General features: G+C 55.4%; 17 protein-coding genes and 1 pseudogene. 6 read left to right on the top strand and 12 right to left on the bottom strand.

Going from position 1 to position 25,277, the window contains the following annotated elements; genetic code table 11:
- Positions 1-2: 2 nt before the first annotated feature.
- Positions 3-2,396, bottom strand: a complete 2,394-nt coding sequence (malP, locus tag AC0XWG_RS08930) for a maltodextrin phosphorylase (RefSeq protein WP_028018037.1) — start codon at positions 2,394-2,396, stop codon at positions 3-5.
- Positions 2,397-2,982: 586 nt separating this feature from the next.
- Between malP and malT the strand changes: the two genes are divergently transcribed.
- Complete coding sequence (gene malT, locus AC0XWG_RS08925; RefSeq protein ID WP_028018038.1) at positions 2,983-5,688, top strand: HTH-type transcriptional regulator MalT; 2,706 nt, start codon at positions 2,983-2,985, stop codon at positions 5,686-5,688.
- A gap of 82 nt (positions 5,689-5,770) precedes the next feature.
- On the opposite strand, the gene AC0XWG_RS08920 is transcribed toward malT, so the two are convergent.
- Genes AC0XWG_RS08920 through glpE form a run of 3 tightly spaced genes read right to left on the bottom strand, consistent with a single transcriptional unit; the run spans position 5,771 to position 7,756 of the window.
- Positions 5,771-6,529 (bottom strand): DeoR/GlpR family transcriptional regulator, encoded by a 759-nt coding sequence (locus AC0XWG_RS08920; protein ID WP_008503060.1) that lies wholly within the window; start codon positions 6,527-6,529, stop codon positions 5,771-5,773.
- Positions 6,530-6,545: 16 nt separating this feature from the next.
- Complete coding sequence (gene glpG, locus AC0XWG_RS08915; RefSeq protein WP_028018039.1) at positions 6,546-7,376, bottom strand: rhomboid family intramembrane serine protease GlpG; 831 nt, start codon at positions 7,374-7,376, stop codon at positions 6,546-6,548.
- Between the two features lie 47 nt (positions 7,377-7,423).
- Entirely contained in the window at positions 7,424-7,756 is a 333-nt protein-coding gene (gene glpE, locus AC0XWG_RS08910) for a thiosulfate sulfurtransferase GlpE (protein WP_014885552.1), read from the bottom strand.
- Between the two features lie 188 nt (positions 7,757-7,944).
- On the opposite strand from glpE, the gene glpD reads away from it, so the two are divergent.
- Positions 7,945-9,453 carry a glycerol-3-phosphate dehydrogenase gene (gene glpD / locus AC0XWG_RS08905; RefSeq protein ID WP_028018040.1) on the top strand — a complete coding sequence of 503 codons (1,509 nt, stop codon included), beginning with the start codon at positions 7,945-7,947 and terminating at the stop codon, positions 9,451-9,453.
- An 88-nt stretch (positions 9,454-9,541) separates the two neighbouring features.
- Here glpD and glgP read toward each other — a convergent pair whose 3' ends face one another.
- From glgP to asd, 6 genes are all read right to left on the bottom strand, one after another.
- Positions 9,542-11,989: a glycogen phosphorylase gene (gene glgP / locus AC0XWG_RS08900; protein ID WP_049005380.1), complete on the bottom strand. Its 2,448-nt coding sequence runs from the start codon at positions 11,987-11,989 to the stop codon at positions 9,542-9,544.
- An 18-nt stretch (positions 11,990-12,007) separates the two neighbouring features.
- Entirely contained in the window at positions 12,008-13,441 is a 1,434-nt protein-coding gene (glgA, locus tag AC0XWG_RS08895) for a glycogen synthase GlgA (RefSeq protein ID WP_028018042.1), read from the bottom strand.
- Positions 13,441-14,736, bottom strand: coding sequence for a glucose-1-phosphate adenylyltransferase (gene glgC / locus AC0XWG_RS08890; RefSeq protein ID WP_049005379.1), 1,296 nt, complete (start codon positions 14,734-14,736; stop codon positions 13,441-13,443). The genes glgA and glgC overlap by 1 nt, the downstream gene beginning before the upstream one ends.
- Positions 14,737-14,753: 17 nt before the next feature.
- Entirely contained in the window at positions 14,754-16,727 is a 1,974-nt protein-coding gene (gene glgX / locus AC0XWG_RS08885; RefSeq protein WP_475680532.1) for a glycogen debranching protein GlgX, read from the bottom strand.
- Positions 16,724-18,910: a 1,4-alpha-glucan branching enzyme gene (glgB, locus tag AC0XWG_RS08880; protein WP_134708534.1), complete on the bottom strand. Its 2,187-nt coding sequence runs from the start codon at positions 18,908-18,910 to the stop codon at positions 16,724-16,726. Before glgB ends, glgX begins: the two co-directional genes overlap by 4 nt.
- A 230-nt stretch (positions 18,911-19,140) precedes the next feature.
- Entirely contained in the window at positions 19,141-20,244 is a 1,104-nt protein-coding gene (gene asd, locus AC0XWG_RS08875) for an aspartate-semialdehyde dehydrogenase (protein ID WP_028018046.1), read from the bottom strand.
- Between the two features lie 177 nt (positions 20,245-20,421).
- Between asd and yhgN the strand changes: the two genes are divergently transcribed.
- Positions 20,422-21,015 (top strand): NAAT family transporter YhgN, encoded by a 594-nt coding sequence (gene yhgN / locus AC0XWG_RS08870; protein WP_025759646.1) that lies wholly within the window; start codon positions 20,422-20,424, stop codon positions 21,013-21,015.
- A gap of 63 nt (positions 21,016-21,078) precedes the next feature.
- Here the strand turns inward: yhgN and tusA are convergent, their stop codons facing one another.
- Positions 21,079-21,321 carry a sulfurtransferase TusA gene (gene tusA / locus AC0XWG_RS08865; RefSeq protein WP_028018047.1) on the bottom strand — a complete coding sequence of 81 codons (243 nt, stop codon included), beginning with the start codon at positions 21,319-21,321 and terminating at the stop codon, positions 21,079-21,081.
- Positions 21,322-21,488: 167 nt separating this feature from the next.
- Here tusA and AC0XWG_RS08860 point away from each other — a divergent pair, with 167 nt between their 5' ends.
- Both AC0XWG_RS08860 and AC0XWG_RS08855 read left to right on the top strand, forming a co-directional pair.
- Complete coding sequence (locus AC0XWG_RS08860; RefSeq protein WP_028018048.1) at positions 21,489-22,154, top strand: 7-cyano-7-deazaguanine/7-aminomethyl-7-deazaguanine transporter; 666 nt, start codon at positions 21,489-21,491, stop codon at positions 22,152-22,154.
- 72 nt (positions 22,155-22,226) lie between these two features.
- Positions 22,227-22,784, top strand: coding sequence for a DcrB family lipoprotein (locus AC0XWG_RS08855; RefSeq protein WP_028018049.1), 558 nt, complete (start codon positions 22,227-22,229; stop codon positions 22,782-22,784).
- 4 nt (positions 22,785-22,788) lie between these two features.
- Here the strand turns inward: AC0XWG_RS08855 and AC0XWG_RS08850 are convergent.
- Positions 22,789-24,041: pseudogene (locus AC0XWG_RS08850) on the bottom strand (MFS transporter).
- Between the two features lie 109 nt (positions 24,042-24,150).
- On the opposite strand from AC0XWG_RS08850, the gene AC0XWG_RS08845 reads away from it, so the two are divergent.
- On the top strand, positions 24,151-25,200 hold the full coding sequence (locus tag AC0XWG_RS08845; RefSeq protein WP_108091139.1) for an AI-2E family transporter: 1,050 nt from the start codon (positions 24,151-24,153) through the stop codon (positions 25,198-25,200).
- Positions 25,201-25,277 lie beyond the last annotated feature (77 nt).

Raw genomic sequence — 25,277 nt, 5'->3', positions numbered from 1 at the left:
CCTTAGCGTTTTGCCTGCCAGATACGGGCCTGATAATCACGAATTGAGCGGTCAGAGCTGAACATACCGCAGCGGGCGGTATTCAGAATGCACGCCCGGGTCCAGGCTTCCTGGTCGCGATACAGAACATCAACCTGTTTTTGTGCGTCGACATAGGCTGTGAAGTCCGCCATCACCAGATACGGGTCACCGCCATGCTTGTCCATGCTGTGCAGCATCTGGTCAAACGCGTGCTTGTCGCCGTCGCTGTATTTACCGCTTTCCAGCTCTTTCAGCACCGCATCGAGCACTTTATCTTTCTTACGCCATTTCACCGGGTCGTAGCCCTTGGCCTTGATGGCTTTCACTTCTTCCACGGTATGACCGAAGATAAAGATATTCTCTTCACCCACTTTCTCGGCGATTTCGACGTTTGCACCGTCCAGTGTGCCAACCGTCAGCGCGCCGTTGAGCGCCAGCTTCATGTTGCCGGTACCGGATGCTTCTTTACCTGCCGTAGAAATCTGCTCGGAGATATCTGCCGCCGGGATCAGCATTTCAGCCGCCGAGACACAGTAATCCGGCAGGAACACCACTTTCAGCTTGTCGCCCACTTTCGGGTCGTTGTTTATAGCTTCAGCAACCTTGTTGATAGCCAGAATAATGTTTTTCGCCAGGTAGTAGCCCGGCGCCGCTTTCGCACCGAACAGGAACACGCGTGGAACGCGATCGGCTTTCGGATTCTCGCGGATCTCTTTGTACAGCGCCAGAATGTGCAGCAGGTTCAGGTGCTGACGTTTGTACTCGTGCAGGCGTTTGATCTGAATATCGAAAATGGCATTCGGGTTGATCTCAATTCCGGTACGCGCTTTGACAAACGCTGCCAGGCGAACTTTGTTTTCCCGCTTGATCGCACGGTACTGCTCGCGGAATTTCGCGTCGTCGGCGTATTTTTCCAGGTTGATGAGCTGGTCCAGATCGTTGGCCCACTCTTTTTTCAGGGTTTTGTCCAGCAGCCCTGCCAGCAGTGGGTTGCACTGCTTGATCCAGCGACGCGGCGTGATGCCGTTGGTCACGTTGTGGAATTTAGTCGGCCACAGCTGGTGATATTCCGGGAACAGATCTTTTACCACCAGATCCGAGTGCAGCGCTGCCACACCGTTTACGGCAAAGCCGCTCACCACGCACATGTTCGCCATGCGCACCTGTTTGTCATGAACCACTGCCAGCTTCGCCCAGACTTCTTTGTCGCCAGGCCAGGTCTTTTTCACCAGCACTTTAAAGTTGTCGTTAATCTTGTTGATGATCTGCATATGACGCGGCAGCAGTGTTTTCACCAGCTTCTCGTCCCAGCACTCCAGCGCTTCTGGCATCAGGGTGTGGTTGGTGTAAGCGAATGTGCGGCTGGTGATGGCCCATGCGTCATCCCAGCTCAGCTGATGCTCGTCGATCAGCACGCGCAGCAGTTCAGGGATTGCGATCGTCGGGTGTGTGTCGTTGAGCTGAATCACTTCGAAATCAGGCAGCTGCGCCAGCTTGCGGCCCGCCAGATGATGACGACGCAGGATATCCGCCACGGAACAGGCACACTGGAAGTACTGCTGCATCAGACGCAGTTTTTTACCCGCCAGGTGGTTGTCGTTCGGGTAGAGGACTTTTGTCAGTTTTTCGGCGTCGATGCCTTGCTGTTCAGCACGCAGGAAATCGCCATCGTTGAATTTGGTCAGGTTGAACGGATGCGCGTGCTTCGCCTGCCACAGACGCAGAGGCTGCGCCACGCCGTTACGGTAACCCAGCACCGGCAGATCCCAGGCTTCGCCAGTAATGGTGAATGCCGGTTCCCAGAGACCCTCCTTCGTGACTTTCCCACCAATCCCGACCTGCACATCCAGTTGCGCGTTATGGCGGAACCACGGGTAAGTATTGCGGTGCCAGTCGTCCGGCGCTTCCATCTGATGACCATCGGCAAATGACTGACGGAACAGGCCGTACTGGTAGTTGAGACCATAGCCAATTGCTGACTGGCCGACGGTTGCCATGGAGTCAAGGAAGCAGGCAGCCAGACGCCCCAGCCCACCGTTACCCAGCGCGGGGTCAATCTCTTCTTCAAGCAGGTCGGTCAGATTAATGTCATGCTCTTTGAGCACATCACCAACGTCCTGATACCAGCCAAGGTTCAGCAGGTTGTTGCCCGTCAGACGGCCAATCAGGAATTCCATCGAGATGTAGTTCACGTGTCGCTGGTTTTTCACCGGCTTTGCCAAAGGTTGAGCATCCAGCTGTTCCGCGAGCGCACCACTCACCGCCTGCCACCACTGGTGAGGCGTCATTTCGTTTGCCGCATGAAGGCCAAAACGCTGCCACTGACGCGTCAGGGCAGCCTGGAATTGAGCTTTGTTGAAGGTAGGCTGTGACATAGGGGATCGGCATCCTTTAGAAAGAAAACACAAGTTGGCGCTAGTGTGCCTGGCTCATTTCACCTCTTCCTCCTCCTGTGGGGGATTAGACAGGGAGGAGTAGCGGGGATGAGCATAAAAATGTGATCGAGGCCACTCTCAGAGCATAGTTCGAGTGTGCCCTGAAGATAAAAAAGTAACCGGGGAGAATGTCAAAGAAATGAAATGCAGTTTCGGGGGTTAATTAAACCCCTCTAAAATGATTACTTACGTAGAATAATATTTCTGCAATCGGGTAATAACTAAGGAGATTGTTAATCACTTATAATTTTACCCGAACTTTATTACATTTGACGTCACTATCCCTTTCTGAAACCAGTTTCAGCGCAGCCGTACCAGAACCATACAAGCCAGCATTGACGCGGTGTTAAAGCCCATTCCAGAAAGTTCCGTCATCTGTCTGAATGTTTTGTGACAGAGTGCAAATTCAGAGCCACCAAATCCAGACATAACTTGCAATAGTTCTCTTTCTGGCCGACCTTATATCGTATTAATTACGAAGCGCAAAAAAATAAAATCTCTCGTTCCCCACAGTGAAGTGAAACCTATGTTGATTCCGTCTAAATTAAGTCGCCCGGTTCGCCTTGACCATACAGTGGTCCGCGAGCGCCTGTTGGCTAAACTTTCCGGCGCGCATAATTTCCGACTGGCGCTGGTTACGAGCCCTGCAGGCTATGGAAAAACAACGCTCATTTCGCAATGGGCCGCAGGTAAGAGCGATCTTGGCTGGTACTCCCTTGATGAGGGCGATAACCAGCAAGAGCGTTTTGCCAGCTATTTGATTGCCGCTATTCAACAGGCCACCAATGGACACTGCGTCGCCAGTGAAGTGATGGTGCAAAAGCGCCAGTACGCCAGCCTGTCCTCCCTTTTCTCTCAGCTATTTATTGAACTGGCCGAATGGCATCGCCCGCTGTATGTGGTGATTGATGATTACCATCTCATCACTAACCCGGTAATTCATGAGTCGATGCGTTTCTTCCTGCGCCATCAACCGGAAAACCTGACCCTGGTGGTACTGTCACGCAACCTGCCGCAGTTGGGTATTGCCAACCTGCGCGTGCGCGATCAACTTCTGGAAGTGGGCAGCCAGCAGCTGGCTTTTACTCATCAGGAAGCGAAACAGTTCTTTGACTGCCGTCTGACCTCCCCCATTGAGGCATCAGAAAGCAGCCGGATGTGTGACGATGTCGCAGGCTGGGCCACTGCACTGCAGTTAATTGCCCTCTCTGCCCGGCAAAACAACAGCCCGGCGCATCAGTCAGCGCGTCGACTGGCAGGGATCAATGCCAGCCATCTTTCTGATTATCTTGTGGATGAGGTGCTGGACAGCGTCGATCCGTCTACCCGTAACTTCCTGCTGAAAAGCTCCCTGCTGCGTTCCATGAACGACGCGCTGATTGTGCGCGTGACGGGCTGCGAAAACGGCCAGCTACAGCTTGAAGAAATTGAACGTCAGGGCCTGTTCCTGACGCGTATGGACGATCCCGGCGAATGGTTCAGCTACCATCCGCTGTTTGGCAGTTTCCTGCGCCAGCGTTGCCAGTGGGAGCTTGCGGTTGAACTGCCGGAAATTCATCGCGCTGCCGCCGAAAGCTGGATGGCACAAGGCTTCCCGAGCGAGGCGATCCATCATGCGCTGGCCGCAGGTGATGCCAACATGCTGCGTGATATTCTCCTCAACCATGCGTGGGGCTTGTTCAACCACAGCGAGCTGACGTTGCTTGAAGAGTCCCTCAAAGCGCTGCCGTGGGAAAGTCTGCTGGAGAACCCGCGTCTGGTGTTGCTGCAGGCCTGGCTGATGCAGAGCCAACATCGCTATAGCGAAGTGAATACCCTGCTGGCACGTGCGGAGCAGGAGATGGAAAGCAACATGGACACGCCCCTGCACGGTGAATTTAACGCCCTGCGGGCCCAGGTGGCGATTAACGACGGCGACCCGGATGAAGCCGAACGCCTGGCGATGGTCGCACTGGATGAACTGCCGCTGGCCAACTTCTACAGCCGGATCGTTGCCACGTCGGTACACGGTGAAGTGCTGCACTGCAAAGGCGAGCTGACGCGCTCCCTTTCGCTGATGCAGCAAACGGAACAAATGGCACGGCGCCATGATGTCTGGCACTACGCGTTGTGGAGCCTGATCCAGCAAAGCGAAATTCTGTTCGCTCAGGGGTTCCTGCAGGCTGCCTGGGAAAATCAGGAAAAAGCCTTCCAGCTGATTCGGGAACAGCATCTGGAACAGTTGCCGATGCACGAGTTCCTGTTGCGTATTCGCGCTCAGCTCCTGTGGGCATGGTCACGGCTGGATGAAGCTGAAAGTTGCGCCCGCCAGGGTGTGGACGTGCTTTCTGGCTTCCAGCCGCAGCAACAGTTGCAGTGTCTGGCGCTGCTGGTGCAGTGTTCGCTGGCGCGTGGCGATCTCGATAACGCCCGTAATCATCTTAACCGTCTCGAAAACCTGCTGGGCAACGGTCAGTATCATAGCGACTGGGTATCGAACGCCGATAAGGTCCGGGTGATTTACTGGCAAATGACAGGCGATAAAAAATCCGCCGCCAACTGGCTGCGTCAGACGCCAAAACCGGAATTTGCTAACAACCACTTCCTGCAGAGCCAGTGGCGCAACATTGCCCGCGCGCAGATCCTGCTCGGTGAATTAGAGCCCGCGGAGATTGTGCTGGAAGAGCTGAACGAGAACGCGCGCGGCCTGCGTCTGATGAGCGATCTGAACCGCAACCTGCTGCTGCTGAACCAGCTCTACTGGCAGGCGGGTCGTAAAAATGATGCTCAGCGTGTACTGCTGGAAGCGCTGCAACTCGCGAACCGCACCGGGTTTATCAGCCACTTTGTGATTGAAGGTGAAGTGATGGCGCAGCAGCTGCGTCAGTTGATTCAGCTTAATACGCTGCCGGAACTCGATCAGCATCGCGCTCAACGTATACTGCGTGAAATCAACCAGCACCATCGCCATAAGTTTGCGCATTTCGATGAGAACTTTGTCGAACGTCTGTTGAACCACCCGGAAGTACCGGAGCTTATCCGCACCAGCCCGCTCACTCAACGTGAATGGCAGGTACTGGGGCTGATCTACTCCGGCTACAGCAATGAACAAATTGCGGGTGAACTGGCGGTTGCTGCGACCACCATCAAAACGCATATCCGCAACCTGTATCAAAAGCTGGGCGTGGCGCACCGTCAGGATGCGGTGCAGCATGCGCAGCGATTGTTGAAGATGATGGGGTACGGAGTGTAATTCATTGCCCGGCAGCGCTACGCTTGCACGGGCCTACGGAGTTTTGTAGGTCGGGTAAGCGCAGCGCCACCCGACACAATTCCTAGCACAATTCCAGCTGCAAATTATTATCTTTAATCACCTGCATGACGCCCGCCGGCGGCATCACGTCTGTATACACCGCATCCACCATGCTGATGCTGCCCATGTTTACCATCGCATTACGGCCAAACTTCGAATGGTCTACCACCAGCATCACATGACGTGAGTTTTCAATAATCGCGCGCTTGGTACGCACCTCGTGATAATCAAACTCCAGCAGCGAGCCGTCGCTGTCGATGCCGCTGATCCCGAGAATGCCAAAATCGAGGCGGAACTGAGAGATAAAGTCGAGGGTCGCTTCGCCGATAATCCCGCCGTCGCGGCTTCGCAGTTCGCCGCCCGCGAGAATAATGCGGAAATCGTCTTTCTGCATCAGGGTGTTGGCGACGTTCAGGTTGTTGGTGACCACGCGCAGGTTCTCATGATCCAGCAGCGCATGGGCGACCGCTTCCGGCGTGGTGCCGATATCAATAAACAGCGTCGCCCCGTTCGGGATCTGGCTGGCGACCTTACGGGCAATGCGTTCTTTCTCTGCCGTCTGCGTGGCTTTACGATCGTGCCAGGAGGTGTTGACCGAGCTGGACGGCAGCGCCGCCCCGCCGTGGTGGCGCAGAATACGGTTCTGATCGGCCAGATCGTTCAGGTCACGACGGATGGTTTGCGGGCTGACGGCAAACTGCTCAACCAACTCTTCAGTACTGACGTATCCCTGTTTTTTTACCAGTTCGATAATGGCGTCATGACGTTGTGTTTGTTTCATCAATTATCCCTGAGAATTATGTTCGTTTTCGCGCATGGAGCGTATCGGCAAAGGCCATTGCCAACCCGACAACCAGGCCAGTGACGTGTGCACCATTGGCGATAGACATACCAAACAGATCAAACCATCCGGCAATTAGCCATATTAACGCAAAGGTTATGAGTCCGCGTTGTAAATAGATGCCGCTTTCCGGGTCGCGCTCCCCGCGAAGCCAGACGTAGCCCATCAGGGCGTATACCACGCCAGACAGCCCACCGAACCACGGACCGCTGAATTTATGCTGCACATAGCCGCTCAGCAGGGCGCTAATAATGGTGATAACGATCAGCTTGCCGCTGCCGAGCCGCTTCTCAACGATACCGCCGAGATACCACCACCACAGCAGGTTAAAGAGGATGTGCATCACCGAGAAGTGCATCAGCGCGTGGGTAAAGTAGCGCCAGACATCAAACTCCAGAGAGGGGTCGTACGGCCACGCCAGAGCGATCATCACGCTCTGGTCACCCACCACGTTCATAATGATAAAGACGACAATACAGGCCGCCATCAGCAGTAGCGTAAACGGCCCTGCACGTTCACGCACGGTGGCGAAGAAAGGAAAACGACGATAATGCAACCCGCTGCCCGTCTGGCCAGATTGCCAGCTGGCAGCCAGATAGCGCGGGTCGCCGGGGTTCTCAAGAAAACGCGCCAGCTCCTCGTTTACCCGCCCTGCCTGGCTCTCGTCGGCCAGCCAGACATCGGTCTGAGTATGTTGCTGGATGGTCAGAATAACACCCTGCGTCGCCATGTAGTCGACAAACGCCTGGGCGACACGCGGGTTGGTAAAAGAGGTGATCATCAACATGGGTAGCGGTCGCTTATTTCCACACAAAAGGGGACAGTATAGCGGGATCAGCGCTCAAACGCGTACTCAACTTCTGCCGGGAAATGGCGATGCCAGGCATCGAATCCGCCGTCGACGCTGTATACCGCATCATAACCCTGCTGAAGCAGGTACTGCGCCGCACCTTTACTGCTGTTGCCGTGGTAGCACATGACCATCACCGGTGTGTCGAAGTCGTTATCGCGCATAAACGCGCCCAGCGTGTCGTTGGTAAGGTGGAACGCGCCCGGCGTGTGGCCCATCGCAAAACTCTGCGGATCGCGGATGTCCACCAGCACCGCCGTTCCCTGGTGCATTTTCTGATGGGCTTCTTCTACGTTAATACATTCAAACTGATCCATGGTGTTCTCTTTACATTGGTCAACGGCACTATTTTACCCCGTAGTGTACGTCCTGGCGGCGGGTAAACGCCATTATGTTATCCATATCACTCTAAATTGTTTTTTTGATGTTACCAAAAGCGCGTTCCTTTGCTATTATGAGCGATATCGAACATTTCTGAGCTTTAACGAAAGTGCATGAGGGTGTTATGGAAACCAAAGATCTGATTGTGATAGGCGGTGGCATCAACGGTGCCGGTATTGCGGTCGATGCCGCAGGACGCGGATTATCCGTACTGATGCTGGAAGCTAACGATCTCGCCTGCGCGACGTCGTCCGCCAGCTCCAAACTGATTCACGGTGGCCTGCGCTACCTGGAACACTACGAATTCCGCCTGGTCAGCGAAGCGCTGGCTGAACGTGAAGTATTGTTGAAAATGGCACCGCATCTGGCGATTCCGATGCGTTTCCGTCTGCCCCATCGCCCGCATCTGCGTCCGGCCTGGATGATCCGAATCGGTCTGTTTATGTACGATCACCTGGGTAAACGCACCAGTCTGCCGGGTTCGAACGGTTTGCGTTTTGGTTCAGAATCGGTCCTTAAACCTGAAATCGTGCGCGGATTCGAATATTCCGATTGCTGGGTAGACGATGCACGTCTGGTTCTGGCGAACGCACAGATGGTGGTGAAGAAAGGCGGCGAGGTGAAAACCCGCACCCGCGCGACCTCTGCTCGTCGTGAAAACGGTCTGTGGATTGTCGACGCGGAAGACATCGATACCGGCGAGAAATTCAGCTGGAAAGCACGCGGCCTGGTCAACGCCACCGGTCCGTGGGTGAAACAGTTCTTTGACGAAGGCATGCACCTACCTTCACCGTACGGTATTCGCCTGATCAAAGGCAGCCATATTGTGGTGCCGCGCGTACATACTCAGAAGCAGGCTTATATTCTGCAGAACGAAGATAAACGCATCGTGTTTGTGATCCCGTGGATGGACGAGTTTTCGATTATCGGCACCACCGACGTGGAGTACAAAGGCGATCCGAAAAACGTTGAGATCGACGAGAGCGAGGTCAACTACCTGCTGAAAGTGTATAACGCGCACTTTAAGAAACAGCTGTCTCGTAATGATGTGGTCTGGACTTACTCCGGCGTGCGTCCGCTGTGCGATGACGAATCGGATTCACCGCAGGCCATCACCCGCGACTATACGCTTGATATTCACGACGTAGATGGGCAGGCACCGCTGCTGTCGGTGTTTGGCGGCAAACTCACCACTTATCGTAAGCTGGCCGAGCACGCGCTGGAAAAACTGGTGCCGTACTATAAAGGCATTGGTCCGGCATGGACCAAAGGTGCCGTGCTCCCTGGCGGAGATATCGGGGATAACCGCGATGATTATGCCGCGAAGCTGCGTCGCCGCTATCCGTTCATCACCGAAGGGATGGCACGCCATTATGCCCGTACTTACGGTAGCAACACGGAGTGGATCCTGGGTGAAGCCAAAGAGATTGCCGATCTGGGCGAACATTTCGGCCATGAACTGTACGAAGCCGAGTTGCGTTATCTGGTTGAACACGAGTGGGTGCGCCGCCTGGATGACGCCATCTGGCGTCGTACTAAAGAAGGGATGTGGCTGGATGCCGAGCAGCAGTCTCGCGTGGCGCAGTGGTTACTGCAAAATGCGGGGAAGCGTGAGCTGTCGCTAGCGTCCTGATGTGAAAAAATGCCCGGTGGCACTACGCTTACCGGGCCTACGGGATCAAGTAGGCCGGGTAAGGCGAAGCCGCCACCCGGCTTTGTTTTTACAACCTCACCGGATCAATATGCCAGATCGTCTCGGCATACTCTTTGATGGTCCTGTCTGACGAGAAATACCCCATATTGGCGATGTTGTGCATCGCGGCAATGGTCCATTTCTCCTGCTGCCGGTACAGTTCGTCCACTTTATCCTGACAATCCACGTAGCTGCGATAATCCGCCAGCACCTGATAGTGATCGCCAAAGTTAATCAGCGAATCCACCAGGTCACGATAGCGGCCTGGCTCGTCAGGGCTAAACACGCCGGTGGCGATTTGCGTCAATACCTGGCGTAGCTCTTCATCCTCTTCGTAATATTTACGCGGCGAGTAACCCTGCTTACGCAGCGCTTCGACCTCTTCCGTTGTGTTACCGAAGATAAAGATGTTATCTGCACCGACATGCTCCAGCATCTCGACATTCGCCCCGTCCAGCGTACCAATGGTCAGCGCGCCGTTAAGGGCAAACTTCATGTTACTGGTGCCGGACGCTTCCGTACCTGCCGTGGAAATCTGCTCAGAGAGATCCGCCGCCGGGATGATCAGCTGCGCCAGACTGACGCTGTAGTTCGGGATGAACACTACCTTCAGCTTGTCACCAATTTCCGGATCCAGGTTGACCACCTTCGCCACATCATTGATTAGGTGAATGATATGCTTGGCCATGTAGTAGGCGGAAGCCGCCTTACCGGCAAAGATCTTCACCCGTGGCACCCACTCAGCCGTAGGGTCGGCCTTGATGCGGTTGTAATGGGTGATCACATGCAGCACGTTCATGAGCTGACGTTTGTACTCGTGGATGCGCTTGATCTGCACATCGAACAGCGCTTTCGGGTTGGCGACTACGTTCAGGTGTAGTGCAAGATATACTGATAAACGCTTTTTGTTCAGCAGCTTGGCTTCACGCACGGCTTTGTTGACCGTCGGGAAATCAATGTGCTGTTCAAGTTCGCTCAGTTGGCTCAAATCGGTACGCCAGGTGCGACCGATATTCTCATCCAGCACCTCAGAGAGCGGCTGATTGGCCAGCGCCAGCCAGCGTCGTGGCGTCACGCCGTTGGTCACGTTGCAAAAACGTGTCGGGAAGATCTTCGCGAAGTCAGCAAACAGCGACTGTACCATCAGGTTTGAGTGCAACTCGGACACTCCGTTAACCTTGTGGCTGATCACCACCGCCAGCCAGGCCATGCGCACACGGCGGCCGTTCGACTCATCAATGATCGACGTACGACTCAGCAGGCCGGTATCGTTCGGGTACTGCTCCTGCAACGTCTTGAGGAAGTAATCGTTAATCTCAAAGATGATCTGCAGATGGCGCGGCAGGATTTTGCCGAGCATATCCACCGGCCAGGTTTCCAGCGCTTCGCTCATCAGCGTGTGGTTGGTGTATGAGAACACCTGACAGGTCACTTCAAACGCATCATCCCAGCTGAACTTATGTTCGTCGATCAGCAGGCGCATCAGTTCTGGAATGGAGAGCACCGGGTGGGTGTCGTTGAGGTGAATCGCGGTTTTCTCCGCCAGGTTGGCGTAGGTTTTGTGCAGCTGGTAGTGACGGCTCAGGATATCCTGAATCGTCGAGGACACCAGGAAATACTCCTGGCGCAGACGCAGCTCACGCCCGGAGTAGGTTGAGTCATCCGGGTAAAGGACACGGGACACGTTCTCGGAGTGGTTTTTATCTTCCACCGCCGCGAAGTAGTCACCCTGGTTGAATTTACCGAGGTTAATTTCACTACTGGCCTGGGCGCTCCACAGGCGCAGCGTGTTGGTGGCGTCAGTGTCGTAGCCCGGGATGATCTGGTCATACGCCACGGCCAGGATCTCTTCGGTTTCCACCCAGCGGGATTTTTTCCCTTCCTGTTGGATACGTCCACCGAAGCGCACTTTGTAGCGCGTATTGTGACGCTTGAACTCCCACGGGTTGCCATACTCCAGCCAGTAGTCCGGCGACTCTTTCTGACGTCCGTCGACGATGTTCTGTTTGAACATGCCGTAGTCATAGCGAATACCGTAACCACGACCCGGCAACGCCAGCGTCGCCAGCGAATCCAGGAAGCAGGCTGCAAGGCGTCCCAGACCGCCGTTACCGAGACCCGGGTCATTCTCTTCGTCAATCAGTTCTTCTAAATCTAACCCCATCTCTTCCAGGGCGTTTTTGACGTCGTCATAAATACCGAGCGACAACAGCGCATTGGAAAGTGTGCGGCCAATCAAAAATTCCATCGACAGGTAATAAACCTGACGCGTTTCCTGTGAGAGCTGGGCACGGTTGGAGCGCAGCCAACGTTCAACTAAACGGTCACGCACGGCAAACAGGGTGGCGTTCAGCCACTCGTGTTTGTTCGCGATGACCGGATCTTTCCCGATGGTAAACATCAGCTTGTAGGCGATAGAGTGCTTTAACGCCTCAACGCTGAGTGTGGGTGAAGAGTAGCTAAAAGGTGCATTCATATCAGTGACTCCGCCTTGTTACATCAAGCGTTGATAAAGATCGCGGTATGACTGCGCCGCAACGTGCCAGCTAAAGTCCATGCTCATCGCCTGGCGCTGAACATAACGCCACAAGGAAGGGCGGGACCATAAAACAAAAGCACGCCGAATCGCCCGTAACAACGACCAGGCATTACTGTCTTCAAACACAAACCCGCTGGCGATACCGTCCGCCAGGTTTTCCAGAGAGCTGTCGGAAACCGTGTCAGCCAGCCCACCCGTGCGACGCACCAGCGGTAACGTGCCGTATTTCAGGCCGTAGAGTTGCGTCAGGCCGCAGGGTTCGAAACGGCTTGGCACCAGGATGACGTCCGCGCCGCCCATAATGCGGTGCGAAAACGCCTCGTGATAGCCAATCTGCACCCCAACCTGACCGGGATGTTCCGCCGCAGCAGCCAGAAAACCTTCCTGCAATACCGGGTCGCCCGCGCCGAGCAGCGCCAGTTGCCCTCCCTGCTCCAGTAAACCAGGCAGCGCTTCCAGCACCAGATCCAGCCCTTTCTGGCTGGTCAGACGGCTGACCACGGCGAACAACGGTACTTTGTCGTTCACCTTCAGACCCATGGCAATTTGCAGCTGGCGCTTGTTTTCGGCTTTGTCCTCGACCGAATCACGGCCATAGCGCGACGCCAGCAGGAGATCGGTTTCCGGGCTCCAGATCTTTTCATCCACACCGTTCAAAATACCCGACAGGCGCCCTTCACGATGCCGCTGTCGCAGTAGCCCTTCCAGACCATAACCAAACTCCGGCTGGGTAATTTCCCGGGCGTAAGTCGGGCTCACGGCGGTAATATGATCGGCATAGTAAAGCCCGGCTTTCAGAAACGAGATCTGCCCGTTAAACTCCAGCCCGTGCATGTTATAGAACGACAGTGGCAGATCGATTTCATGCATGTGATGGGCATAGTACATCCCCTGATATGCCAGGTTATGCACGGTAAAGACTGACCTTGCCGGGTGGCCGCGCGCGGCCAGATACGCCGGGGCAAGCCCGGCGTGCCAGTCGTGCGCGTGCACCACATCCGGACGCCAGAACGGATCCAGCCCCGTCGCCATTTCTGCACCGACCCAGCCGAGCAACGCAAAGCGCAGCACGTTGTCCGGGTAAGCAAACAGGTTGGTGTCGTGATACGGACTCCCGGGCCTGTCGTATAAGTGCGGCGCGTCAATCAGGTAGATCCCAACGCCGTTGTAATGTCCAAACAGCAGGGTGATGCGCCCGGCAAAAGTCTCACGACGCGTCACCACTTTTGCATCAGGGATACCACGCCGGATATCCGGAAATGCGGGCAGCAGGACTCGGGTATCCACCCCTCCGGCGATTTGCGCCGCCGGTAATGCACCAAGAACATCCGCCAGGCCGCCCGTTTTTAACAATGGAAACATCTCAGAACATACGTGTAAAACCTGCATCATCGCTCCTGTTTGATCTGCAGCTTCCGCAACATTTCCCGTGTTACTAACACGATTCCCTCTTCCGAACGGTAGAAGCGACGCGCGTCTTCTTCCGCATTTTCACCAATGACCATCCCCTCAGGAATGACACAGGCGCGGTCGATAACGCAACGACGCAGGCGACACGAACGTCCTACCCAGACATCCGGCAATAAGACTGCCGAATCAATATTACAGAATGAATTTATCCGCACGCGGGGGAACAGCACTGACTGCACCACCACCGACCCTGAAATAATGCATCCGCCAGAAACCAGCGAGTTCAGTGTCATACCGTGGCTACCCGAACGGTCCTGAACGAATTTGGCTGGCGGCAGCGATTCCATATGAGTACGAATCGGCCAGTTCTGATCGTACATATCCAGCTCAGGGGTCACCGAAGCCAGGTCGAGGTTCGCCTTCCAGTACGCCTCCAGCGTTCCCACATCGCGCCAGTAAGGTTCCGCATTTGGGTCGGATTGCACGCAGGACAACGGGAAGGGATGTGCATACGCCATGCCAGCTTGCGTAATTTTCGGGATGATATCTTTGCCAAAGTCATGGCTGGAGTTTTCGTCTTTGTCGTCTTCTTCGAGCAGTTCATAAAGGTAATCTGCATCAAAGACATAGATCCCCATACTGGCGAGTGACTTCGTATCATCTCCCGGCATGGTCGGTGGGTTTGCAGGTTTTTCGACGAAGTCGATAATTTTGTCGTCCGCATCCACGTGCATTACGCCAAACGCCGTCGCTTCAGCAACGGGCACCGGCAGACACGCCACGGTGCAACGCGCCCCTTTTTCGACATGGTCGATGAGCATGTGGGAGTAGTCTTGCTTGTAAATATGATCCCCGGCGAGGATCACGATGTATTCCGCGTTATAACGACGAATGATATCGAGGTTTTGCGTCACCGCATCCGCCGTGCCCCGGTACCAGTTTTCGCCGTGAACTCGCTGCTGGGCCGGAAGAAGATCGACAAACTCATTCATCTCTTCGCTGAAGAAGGACCAGCCGCGCTGGATATGCTGCACCAGCGTGTGTGATTGATACTGCGTAATGACGCCAATGCGGCGGATGCCAGAGTTGAGGCAATTGGAGAGTGCGAAATCAATGATACGGAACTTACCACCAAAGTGAACAGCCGGCTTGGCGCGTTTGATGGTCAAATCTTTCAGACGGGTACCACGCCCACCAGCGAGTATCAGGGCAACCGTTTTTAATGGTAGCTGGCGTGCCAACATTAAGGGATCGTTCTTCTCTAATCTAACCATGACTAACTCCTTTTTTATCATCTTTGGAATACACACACTCCGTGCGCAGGCCCGTGCCAGACAGCCATTACTACCGGATTATCCGCTCCGGCAAAGGGGGGAACGGCGCGCCATTCCCCTTCAGGTAAAACAATCTCTGCGACATCATCCGTCGCGTTCAGCGTAACCAGCCATTTATCCGAAAGCAGGATTTGCAGCCGTGGTACACCGTGTTGCCACTCTTGCGCGCTTAGTGGTTGCGCGTCTTTATTCAACCAGCGAACGTTTCCGTCCCCCTCTTCCCACCAGCGGTCGGTGGTCAGCGCGGGGATTTGCTGGCGAAGGTGGATCAGCGCAGCGGTAAAATGGATCAGCCCGCTGTTCGCCTCCCCCCAGTCAAGCCAGGTTAAGGTGTTGTCCTGGCAATACGCATTGTTGTTACCGTGCTGGCTGTGGCCGTGCTCATCGCCCGCCAGCAGCATCGGTGTCCCCTGCGACAACAGAAGCGTTGTCAGCAGAGCATGAACGCTGGCGCGCCGCCGCTCGATAACGTCAAGGCTTCCGCCTAACCCTTCTATACCATGATTGAAGCTATGGTTATTGTTAGTGCCATCGCGATTCTCTTCGCCGTTCGCCTCATTGTGTTTCTGATTGAAACAAACGCAGTCCCTGAGCGTAAAACCGTCGTGCGCCGTCAACAGGTTGACGGTGGCCGACGGTCGCTTACCGTCGCGCTTAAAGAGATCGCTTGACGCGGCAAAGCGCCCGGCAAATTCCCCCAGCGAGAGATTTCGCTCCAGCCAGAAGCGGCGCGCGGCATCGCGATAGTGATCGTTCCACTCGGCAAACAAGGGGGGAAAATTCCCGACCTGATATCCCCCTTCCCCAATGTCCCACGGCTCGGCGATGAGCTTCACCTGTGATAGCACCGGGCAGTTTTTTATCGCCTCAAACAGCGGCGCCTGCTGGCTGAACGCCGGCGTGCGCCCCATCACGGGCGCCAGGTCGAAACGAAAACCGTCCACGTGGAACGTTTCAACCCAGTATTTCAGGCATTCATAAGCAAAATGCGTGACCGCCGGATGGCTGAGATTGAGCGTGTTACCGCAGCCAGTCCAGTTCTCGTAATCGCCATCCTGCCTGATCCAATAATAGCTACGGTTATCAATTCCGCGCATGGAGAGCGTTGGACCATCGAGATCGCTTTCAGCGCTGTGGTTCAACACCACGTCCAGAATGACCTCAATACCCGCCGCATGGAGCGCCTTAACCGCATCGCGAAACTCGTCCCGCGCCTTTTCCGGATGGACGGCATAGCGGGGTTCGAGCGCGAACATCGCCAGCGGGTTGTAACCCCAGTAGTTGCTCAACCCCAGCCGCTGCAGACGCGGCTCGCTGGCAAAATGGGCGACGGGTAACAGTTCAAGAGCGGTGATGCCGAGGTGTTTCAGGTAGGCGATCATGGTCGGATGGCCAAGCGCCTTGTAGGTGCCGCGCATCTCTTTGGGGATGGACGGATGCAGATACGTCAGCCCTTTGACATGGGCCTCGTAAATGACGGTGTTGCCCCACGGCGTGGCCGGTGGCGCATCGTCCTCCCAGTCATAGAGATCGTGCACTACCACGCTTTTTGGCACCACATGGGCACTGTCGCGATGGTCAGGCTCACCATAACCAACATGGAAAATCGGGTCGTCTTTAAACTCACCGTCCACGCGGTGCGCACACGGATCAATCAACAGCTTTGCAGGGTTAAACCAGTGCCCTTGCGCAGGTTCCCACGGACCATGAACGCGAAAACCATAGTGCATACCTGGCCGTCCTCCGGCCAGGTAACCGTGCCAGGTATCCCCCGTGCGCGACGGTAAATCGTAACGGTGCTCGTTACCCTCACCGTCAAAAACACACAGTTCTACCCGCTCAGCGTGAGCAGAAAAGAGGGTGAAATTCACACCCTTTCCGTCAAAACTCGCCCCGAGCGGTTCGGGTTGACCTGCCGTAAGCTGCGTCATTCACCCTCCCTCATCAGCCAGATAGTGCCAAGCGGCGGTAGCGTGAGACTCAGGGAGTTTGGCCGCCCGTGACTTTCGATGGCATCGCTTTGCACCAGACCACCATTGCCGGTGTTGCTGCCGTGGTAGTGCATGGAATCGGTATTCAGGATTTCGCGCCATTTACCCGGCTGATTAATGCCAAAGCGATAGTGTTGACGCGGCACAGGCGTGAAGTTGCTGGCGACGATGATCTCGTTACCCGCTTTATCTCGCCGCACAAAGACAAACACCGAGCGCTCATGGTCATCCACCACCAGCCACTCAAAGCCGTACGGGTCAAAGTCGAGCTCATGCAGCGCTTTGTGATGACGATAGGTCAGGTTCAGGTCACGCACCAGACGCTGCACGCCGTGGTGCCAGTTGTCACCGCCTTCCAGCAGATGCCAGTCGAGGCTGGCGTCGTGGTTCCATTCGCGTCCCTGAGCGAACTCATTGCCCATAAACAGCAGTTTTTTGCCCGGGAACGCAAACATCCAGCCGTAGTAGGCGCGCAGGTTGGCAAATTTCTGCCACGCATCGCCCGGCATGCGGTCGAGAATGGATTTCTTGCCGTGCACCACTTCATCGTGCGACAGCGGCAGCATGAAGTTTTCGGTGTAATTGTAGAGCATCCCGAACGTCAGCTTATCGTGATGGTACTTGCGGTGAACCGGATCCAGCTTCATGTAGTCGAGCGTGTCATGCATCCAGCCCAGGTTCCACTTGTACCAGAACCCCAGGCCACCTAATGACGGCGGACGGGAGACGCCCGCAAAGTCGGTCGACTCTTCTGCCATTGTTACCGCGCCGTCCACCTGCTCACCGATAATGCGGTTGGTGCTGCGCAGGAACTCAATCGCTTCCAGGTTTTCACGGCCGCCAAACTCGTTCGGGATCCACTCCCCCTCTTTGCGGCTGTAGTCGCGATAGATCATGGATGCCACGGCATCAACACGCAGAGCATCAATGCCAAAGCGCTCAATCCAGTACAGGGCATTTCCAACCAGGTAGTTCGCGACTTCGCGGCGACCGTAGTTGTAGATCAGCGTATTCCAGTCCTGGTGATAACCTTCTCGCGGGTCGCTGTGCTCGTACAGATTCGTACCATCAAACTCTGACAAGCCAAAGTCATCCGACGGGAAATGGCCTGGTACCCAGTCGAGGATCACATTCAGCCCGGCGGCATGCGCGGCATGGATGAAATAGCGGAAGTCATCGCGCGTGCCGAAGCGGCGCGTAGGCGCATAAAGCCCGGTTGGCTGATAACCCCAGCTACCGTCGAACGGGTGTTCGTTGACCGGCAGCAGCTCAAGGTGAGTAAAGCCCATCCATTTGGCATACGGCACCAGCTGGTCGGCAAGCTCCCGGTAGCTGAGCCAGAAGTTGTTATCGGTGTGGCGGCGCCATGAGCCAAGATGCACTTCATAGACGGAGATAGGTGCATCGAAGCGGTTGGCCTGTTTGCGCTCTTCCGTCTGAGTGATCTTCTCTGGCAGGCCACAAATCAGCGATGCCGTATCCGGGCGCATCTGCGCTTCAAAGGCGTACGGGTCGGCTTTAATGCGCAGCTTGCCGTGGGCATCGATCATCTCGAATTTGTAGAGCTGTCCGTTGTGCGCCCCGGGGATAAACAGTTCCCAGATCCCCGTTTCCCGGCGCAGGCGCATCGGGTGGCGACGACCGTCCCAGTAGTTGAATTGTCCGACAACGGAGACGCGTTGGGCGTTGGGTGCCCACACGGCAAACCGCGTGCCGGTGATACCATCCATCGTGTCTGCATGGGCACCCAGCGTTTCATAAGGCCGCAAATGGGTTCCTTCAGACAGCAGCCATGCGTCCATCTCCTGCAAAAGAGGACCAAAGCTGTAGGGATCATCAATCAGATTTTGCTGGCCGTGCCAGATGACGGCGAGCTGATAACGGAAAGGGTTTTTACGACGGGGCATCACGCCAGAGAAGAAACCGCGCGAGTCGAGGCATTCCAGATTGCCCACTTTGCGGCCGGTTTTGGGTTCGATAACCCACACTTCTGTCGCATCCGGTAACAACGCCCGGACTTCCAGCCCGGCCTCTGTACGGTGCATCCCCAGCACGGAAAAGGGGTCGGCAAAATGACCCGCAATAAGCGCATTAATCACGTCTCTATCCACACGATCGGACATGGTATTCATCCTGTTTTTTATGTCGTCTTTTTTTAGCGCCTGGGACGACTTTAATGTGACCTGAACGAGCATCCTCACAGCCCGTCCTAACCTCAGGTAAGAAATGACTCTTCCTTAAAGCATAGCCAACGCTCTAAATGACTCCTGATAAAAAATAAGACATACGCGTTTTACTCCATGTAGTACGCAAAAAAAGGGGGTGAAAATCACCCCCGGTCGTTAACAAATTATTACGCCAGCTGGCGCAGCATGCGGCGCAGCGGCTCGGCGGCACCCCATAAGAGCTGGTCGCCAACGGTGAACGCGGAGAGGTACTCCGGCCCCATGTTCAGCTTACGCAGACGGCCAACAGGCGTGGTCAGCGTGCCGGTCACGGCTGCAGGGGTCAGTTCACGCATGGTGATATCGCGATCGTTTGGTACCACTTTCGCCCACGGGTTGTGTGCAGCCAGCAGTTCTTCCACGGTTGGAATAGACACATCTTTTTTCAGTTTAATGGTGAAGGCCTGGCTGTGGCAGCGCAGCGCGCCAATGCGCACGCACAGACCGTCTACCGGAATGGTATTCGCGGTATTGAGGATTTTGTTGGTCTCGGCCTGGCCCTTCCACTCTTCGCGGGTCTGGCCGTTATCCAGCTGTTTGTCGATCCACGGGATCAGGCCACCGGCCAGCGGTACGCCGAAGTTATCCACCGGCAGCTCGCCGCTGCGGGTCAGCTGGGTGACTTTACGCTCGATATCCAGAATCGCGGACGCCGGGTCTGCCAGCTCGGTCGCGACGCTCTGGTGCAGTTGGCCCATCTGGGTCAGCAGCTCGCGCATATGACGCGCACCGCCGCCGGAAGCTGCCTGGTACGTCGCCACGGAGACCCACTCCACCAGATCTTGCGCGAACAGGCCGCCCAGAGACATCAGCATCAGGCTGACGGTGCAGTTACCGCCAACAAAGGTTTTCACGCCGTTGTTCAGGCCGTCGGTGATCACGCCCTGGTTAACCGGGTCAAGAATGATGATGGCATCGTCTTTCATGCGCAGCGAAGAGGCCGCGTCAATCCAGTAGCCCTGCCAGCCGCTTTCACGCAGCTTTGGATAGATTTCGTTGGTATAATCGCCGCCCTGGCACGTGACAATAATGTCGAGTGCCTTCAGCGCTTCCAGATCGTAAGCATCCTGCAACGTGCCTGTGGTACCACCAAAGGACGGAGCAGCCTGGCCGAGCTGGGAAGTGGAGAAGAAGACCGGGCGGATAGCGTCGAAATCGCGCTCTTCAACCATGCGTTGCATGAGTACAGAGCCGACCATACCGCGCCAGCCGATAAAACCAACGTTTTTCATAGCATTTTTTTCCTGCAGAGGGTGTGTGCTGTTTGTGCAAGCCAGTATTGAACTGGGATATGCTTCACATTACAAAATGCTGCCAAAGTCGCAAGCGAAATTAATCGATGATTGCCCGGCAATCAGAAAAAGAGCTAATCATCATAATAACCATAGAGAGTTTCAGGGATAATTTACATGAGTGAAATCATTTCCGCGGCGGTTTTATTGATCCTGATAATGGATCCACTCGGAAACCTGCCGATCTTCATGTCGGTGCTGAAGCACACCGAACCAAAGCGCCGTCGGGCGATCATGATCCGCGAGCTGCTTATCGCGCTGCTGGTGATGTTTATCTTCCTGTTTGCGGGCGAAAAAATCCTCGCCTTCCTGAACCTGCGTGCCGAAACCGTGTCGATTTCCGGCGGGATTATCCTGTTCCTGATTGCCATAAAGATGATTTTCCCGAGCGCGGAAGGCAGCAGCAGCGGCCTGCCTGCGGGTGAAGAGCCATTTATTGTGCCGCTGGCGATTCCTCTCGTCGCCGGGCCGACCATTCTGGCGACGCTGATGCTGCTGTCACATCAGTATCCGAACCAGATGAGCCATCTGGTGATTGCCCTGCTGATCGCCTGGGGTGGAACATTTATCATCCTGCTGCAGTCGTCCCTGTTCCTGCGCCTTCTGGGTGAGAAAGGGGTGAACGCGCTGGAACGCCTGATGGGGCTGATTCTGGTGATGATGGCGACGCAGATGTTCCTGGACGGGATACGGACGTGGATGAAGGGGTGACGTTCTCCCTCTCCCGAAAGGAGAGGGTCGGAGTGAGGGCATCAGGCCGCAGGGGCTGCCCATCTATCCTTTACGAATCAAATACCGGTACGGCAGCGCTTCAGTCTGCTGAGCCACCAGCTCATGCTCCATAAAGGTACAAAATCCGGGGATATCGCGGGTGGTCGCCGGGTCGTCGGCGATGATCAGCAGCGTTTCGCCGGATTGCATGTTACGCACGGTTTTGCGCACCATCATTACCGGCTCCGGGCAGCGAAGGCCCTGGGCATCAAGAGTGTGGTCCGGGCTGGAAAACAGGTCGGTCATGATTTTCTCGGTCAGGTAAAAACGGCTGTAGTTTACGCCCCGTAGCGATCAATGCAAACCAGGTTAACGATTGCGTAAAAACTAACCATTGCAATGTCTGCCCAAAGCAGTATCATGCTGCGGTTTTTATTGGGTTCCCTCACCCCAACGTATAAAAAGGTCACAATATGACGCAGTTTTCTGAATCTCAGCGCGTAAAAGCGTTGTTCTGGCTTTCGCTTTTTCATCTGCTGGTGATCACCTCCAGCAACTATCTGGTACAGCTTCCCATCTCCATTTTTGGTTTTCATACCACCTGGGGGGCGTTCAGTTTTCCGTTTATTTTCCTCGCCACCGATTTGACCGTGCGAATTTTTGGCGCACCGCTGGCTCGCCGCATTATTTTTGCGGTCATGCTCCCGGCGCTGTTCGTGTCTTACGTGATTTCGTCCCTGTTCTATATGGGCAGTTGGCAGGGTTTTGAGGCGCTAACCCACTTCAACCTGTTTGTCGCCCGAATCGCCACCGCAAGCTTTATGGCTTATGCGCTGGGGCAGATCCTCGACGTGCATGTGTTTAACCGCCTGCGTCAGAATCACCGCTGGTGGATGGCCCCGACCGCCTCGACGCTGTTCGGTAACGTGAGCGATACGTTGGCCTTCTTCTTCATCGCCTTCTGGCACAGCCCGGATGCGTTCATGGCCGAGCACTGGATGGAGATCGCCCTGGTGGACTACTGCTTCAAGGTGCTCATCAGTATTGTCTTCTTCCTGCCAATGTACGGTGTGCTGCTGAATATGCTGCTGAAAAGGCTGGCAGATAAATCTGAAATCACGGCATTGCAGGCTGGTTAAGGGTTCGCTTTATCAGTTGTGATAAGATGAGCGAATGAGCCGTTATGGCCGTTTATCGAAAGGAAGAAGTCAATGCGCAATCTGGTTAAATATGTCGGGATTGGCCTGCTGGTTGTGGGTCTTGCAGCCTGTGATAACAGCGACACGAAAACGCCTGCTCAGGGTGCATCTGCAGAGAGCAATGCGACCGGTCAGCCGGTGAATCTGCTGGATGGCAAACTCAGTTTCTCTCTGCCAGCCGATATGACTGACCAGAGCGGTAAGCTGGGCACTCAGGCGAACAATATGCACGTTTATTCCGACGCAACCGGGCAGAAAGCCGTCATTGTGATTGTGGGTGACGACACCAGCGAAGATCTGAGCGTACTGTCAAAACGTCTGGAAGATCAGCAGCGCAGCCGCGACCCGCAGCTGCAGGTGGTGACCAATAAGTCCATCGAACTGAAAGGCCACACGCTGCAACAGCTGGATAGCATCATCTCCGCAAAAGGCCAGACCGCGTACTCGTCTGTGGTGCTGGGTAAGGTCGATAACAAACTGCTGACTATGCAGATCACCCTGCCAGCGGACGATCAGCAGAAAGCGCAGACTGCGGCTGAAAACATCATTAACACCCTCGTGATCCAGTAATCCTTCACGAGGATGACGTGGCCTCCGGTGCCTGCACCGGGGGCCATTTTTTTAGCCGCCATGTCAGCATCAAGGCGATAACCACCAGACCCGCCGCAGCAAGATAAATAACCGGGACTCCTGCCCAGGTCATCACCAGCCCTGCCAGCGGGCCGGTAATGCCCAAAGACATATCCATAAATACCGTGTAGGTTGCCAGCGCCGCCCCCTGATTCTGCTGCGGCACGGCTTTTACCGCCACCACCCCCAGCGCCGGGAAGACCAGTGAAAAACCTGCTCCCGCAAGGAAGACGCCCACTTTTGCGACCCATGGCACCATCGCTATGCCGGTCAACAGCAGCCCGACTATCTCTACCGCAAAGCAGATCATTGCCACGTTCAGCCCACCCAGACGGTTGATACCGTTCGGGAAAAGCAAACGCGCGCCAACAAACGCGCAGCTAAACAGGGTTAACGCGAAAGCTGCGCCGTCCCATCCTTTGGCGTCATAGAAAAGGGTAATGAAGGTCGCAATCACACCGAACCCCGTTGTCGCCAGCGCCAGGGCCATACCATACGGCCAGACGCGCCCGAGCACCGCCCGAAACGGCAGTGGCTTGCCCTTGCTGGCCTTCACTTTCGGGCGCGGCAGCGCAAAGAGGATCGCCAGAGCCGCAACCGCCATAATGGTAGTCGCCAGCCCATACAGACCACCAAACGCATAACAGGCCACACCAAGCGGCGCACCCAGCGCCATTGCGCCGTAGGTGACAATGCCATTCCACGAAATCACCCGACCAATGTGCGGCGCGCCTACCACCCCCACGCCCCACAGTGTCGAACCGGTTCCCGCCAGACTTTGACCGATACCCAGGATCACGCGACCCAGGCAGAGCAGTACCAGGCTAACCAGGGGCCAGTGGCTGGTGGTGGCGGCCAGAAAATAGCTCAGGCCACTCAGAAAGCAACCGCACAACCCTACAACCACGATGCTTTTTGGGCCGAAAAGGTCCGCGTAACGCCCGGCATGCGGACGGCTCAGGAGCGTGGCGAAATACTGCAGGCTAATCACCAGCCCCGCCCAGAAGGCGCTAAAGCCCATCACGTCATGGACATAGCCAGGCAAAACCGCCAGCGGCAGGCCAATGGTCAGATAACTGGCGAAATTGAAAATAACAACGGAGACGATGCGCAGATTGAGGCGCAGTCCGCTCAGCGCCGGTTCAGCGGCAGGTTCGGGCATGAGGTTCTACCTGGATTTTTACAACAGTGTTTCACTATTACCACGACACAATAAGAAAATCAGCACCGACTTTCAGATTAACAGCCCCAGACGAAGCGAACCGCGGACACTACACTTACCGGGTCATCATTTTAAGGAACGCGTATGATCGCTAACCCGTCCGACAAAGCTGGGCTCCACATCTTATTAAAACTCGCCTGCCTGGTGGTTATCCTTGCGGGTATCCATGCCGCGGCTGACATTATTGTGCAGCTCCTGCTGGCGCTCTTTTTTGCCATTGTGCTTAATCCACTGGTGAGCTGGTTTTTGCGTCGGGGCGTCAGTCGCCCGGTGGCCATCACCATCGTCGTCATCGTGATGCTAATTGCCCTGACGGCGCTTTTCGGCGTGCTGGCGGCTTCGCTGAGCGAATTCTCCACGATGTTGCCACAGTACAACAAAGCGCTGACGCGGAAGATCGTGGCGCTGCAGGAGATGGTACCTTTCCTTAATCTGCATATCTCGCCAGAACGGATGCTGCGTCGGATGGATTCAGAGAAAGTCATGACCTACGCCACCACCCTGATGACGGGACTTTCCGGCGCGATGGCCAGTATTCTTCTGCTGGTCATGACGGTGGTGTTTATGCTGTTCGAAGTGCGCCACGTCCCCTATAAGCTGCGCTTTGCGCTGAATAATCCACAAATTCACATCGCCGGATTACACCGCGCGTTAAAGGGCGTCTCCAAATATCTGGCGCTGAAAACGCTATTGAGCGTCTGGACCGGCGTGATTGTCTGGCTGGGGTTGATGTTGATGGGCGTGCAGTTTGCGTTGATGTGGGGCGTACTGGCGTTTTTGCTCAACTATGTGCCCAATATTGGCGCGGTACTCTCCGCCGTACCACCGATGATTCAGGCATTCCTGTTTAATGGTTTCTATGAATGCATGTTGGTCGGGGCACTTTTCCTCGTCGTGCATATGGTGCTGGGGAATATTCTCGAACCGCGCATGATGGGGCACCGGCTGGGCATGTCGACGCTGGTGGTATTCTTATCGTTACTGATCTGGGGATGGCTGCTGGGCCCGGTCGGGATGCTACTGTCGGTCCCGCTAACCAGTGTGTGTAAGATCTGGATGGAAACCACCAAAGGCGGAAGCAAGCTGGCGATCCTGCTCGGGCCAGGGCGACCGAAAAGCCGATTACCAGGGTGAGCATCCCTGTCTGGTTAGCAATTCAAGGGGGCAATGGATTATAGTAATAGTTTCGCCGCTCAACTTTACGGCTATCA

It is taken from the genome of Enterobacter sp. DVT3837, assembly GCF_056238685.1.
Note: the sequence above shows the minus strand (reverse complement) of the source record. Positions and strands in the feature narration are given on the sequence as shown.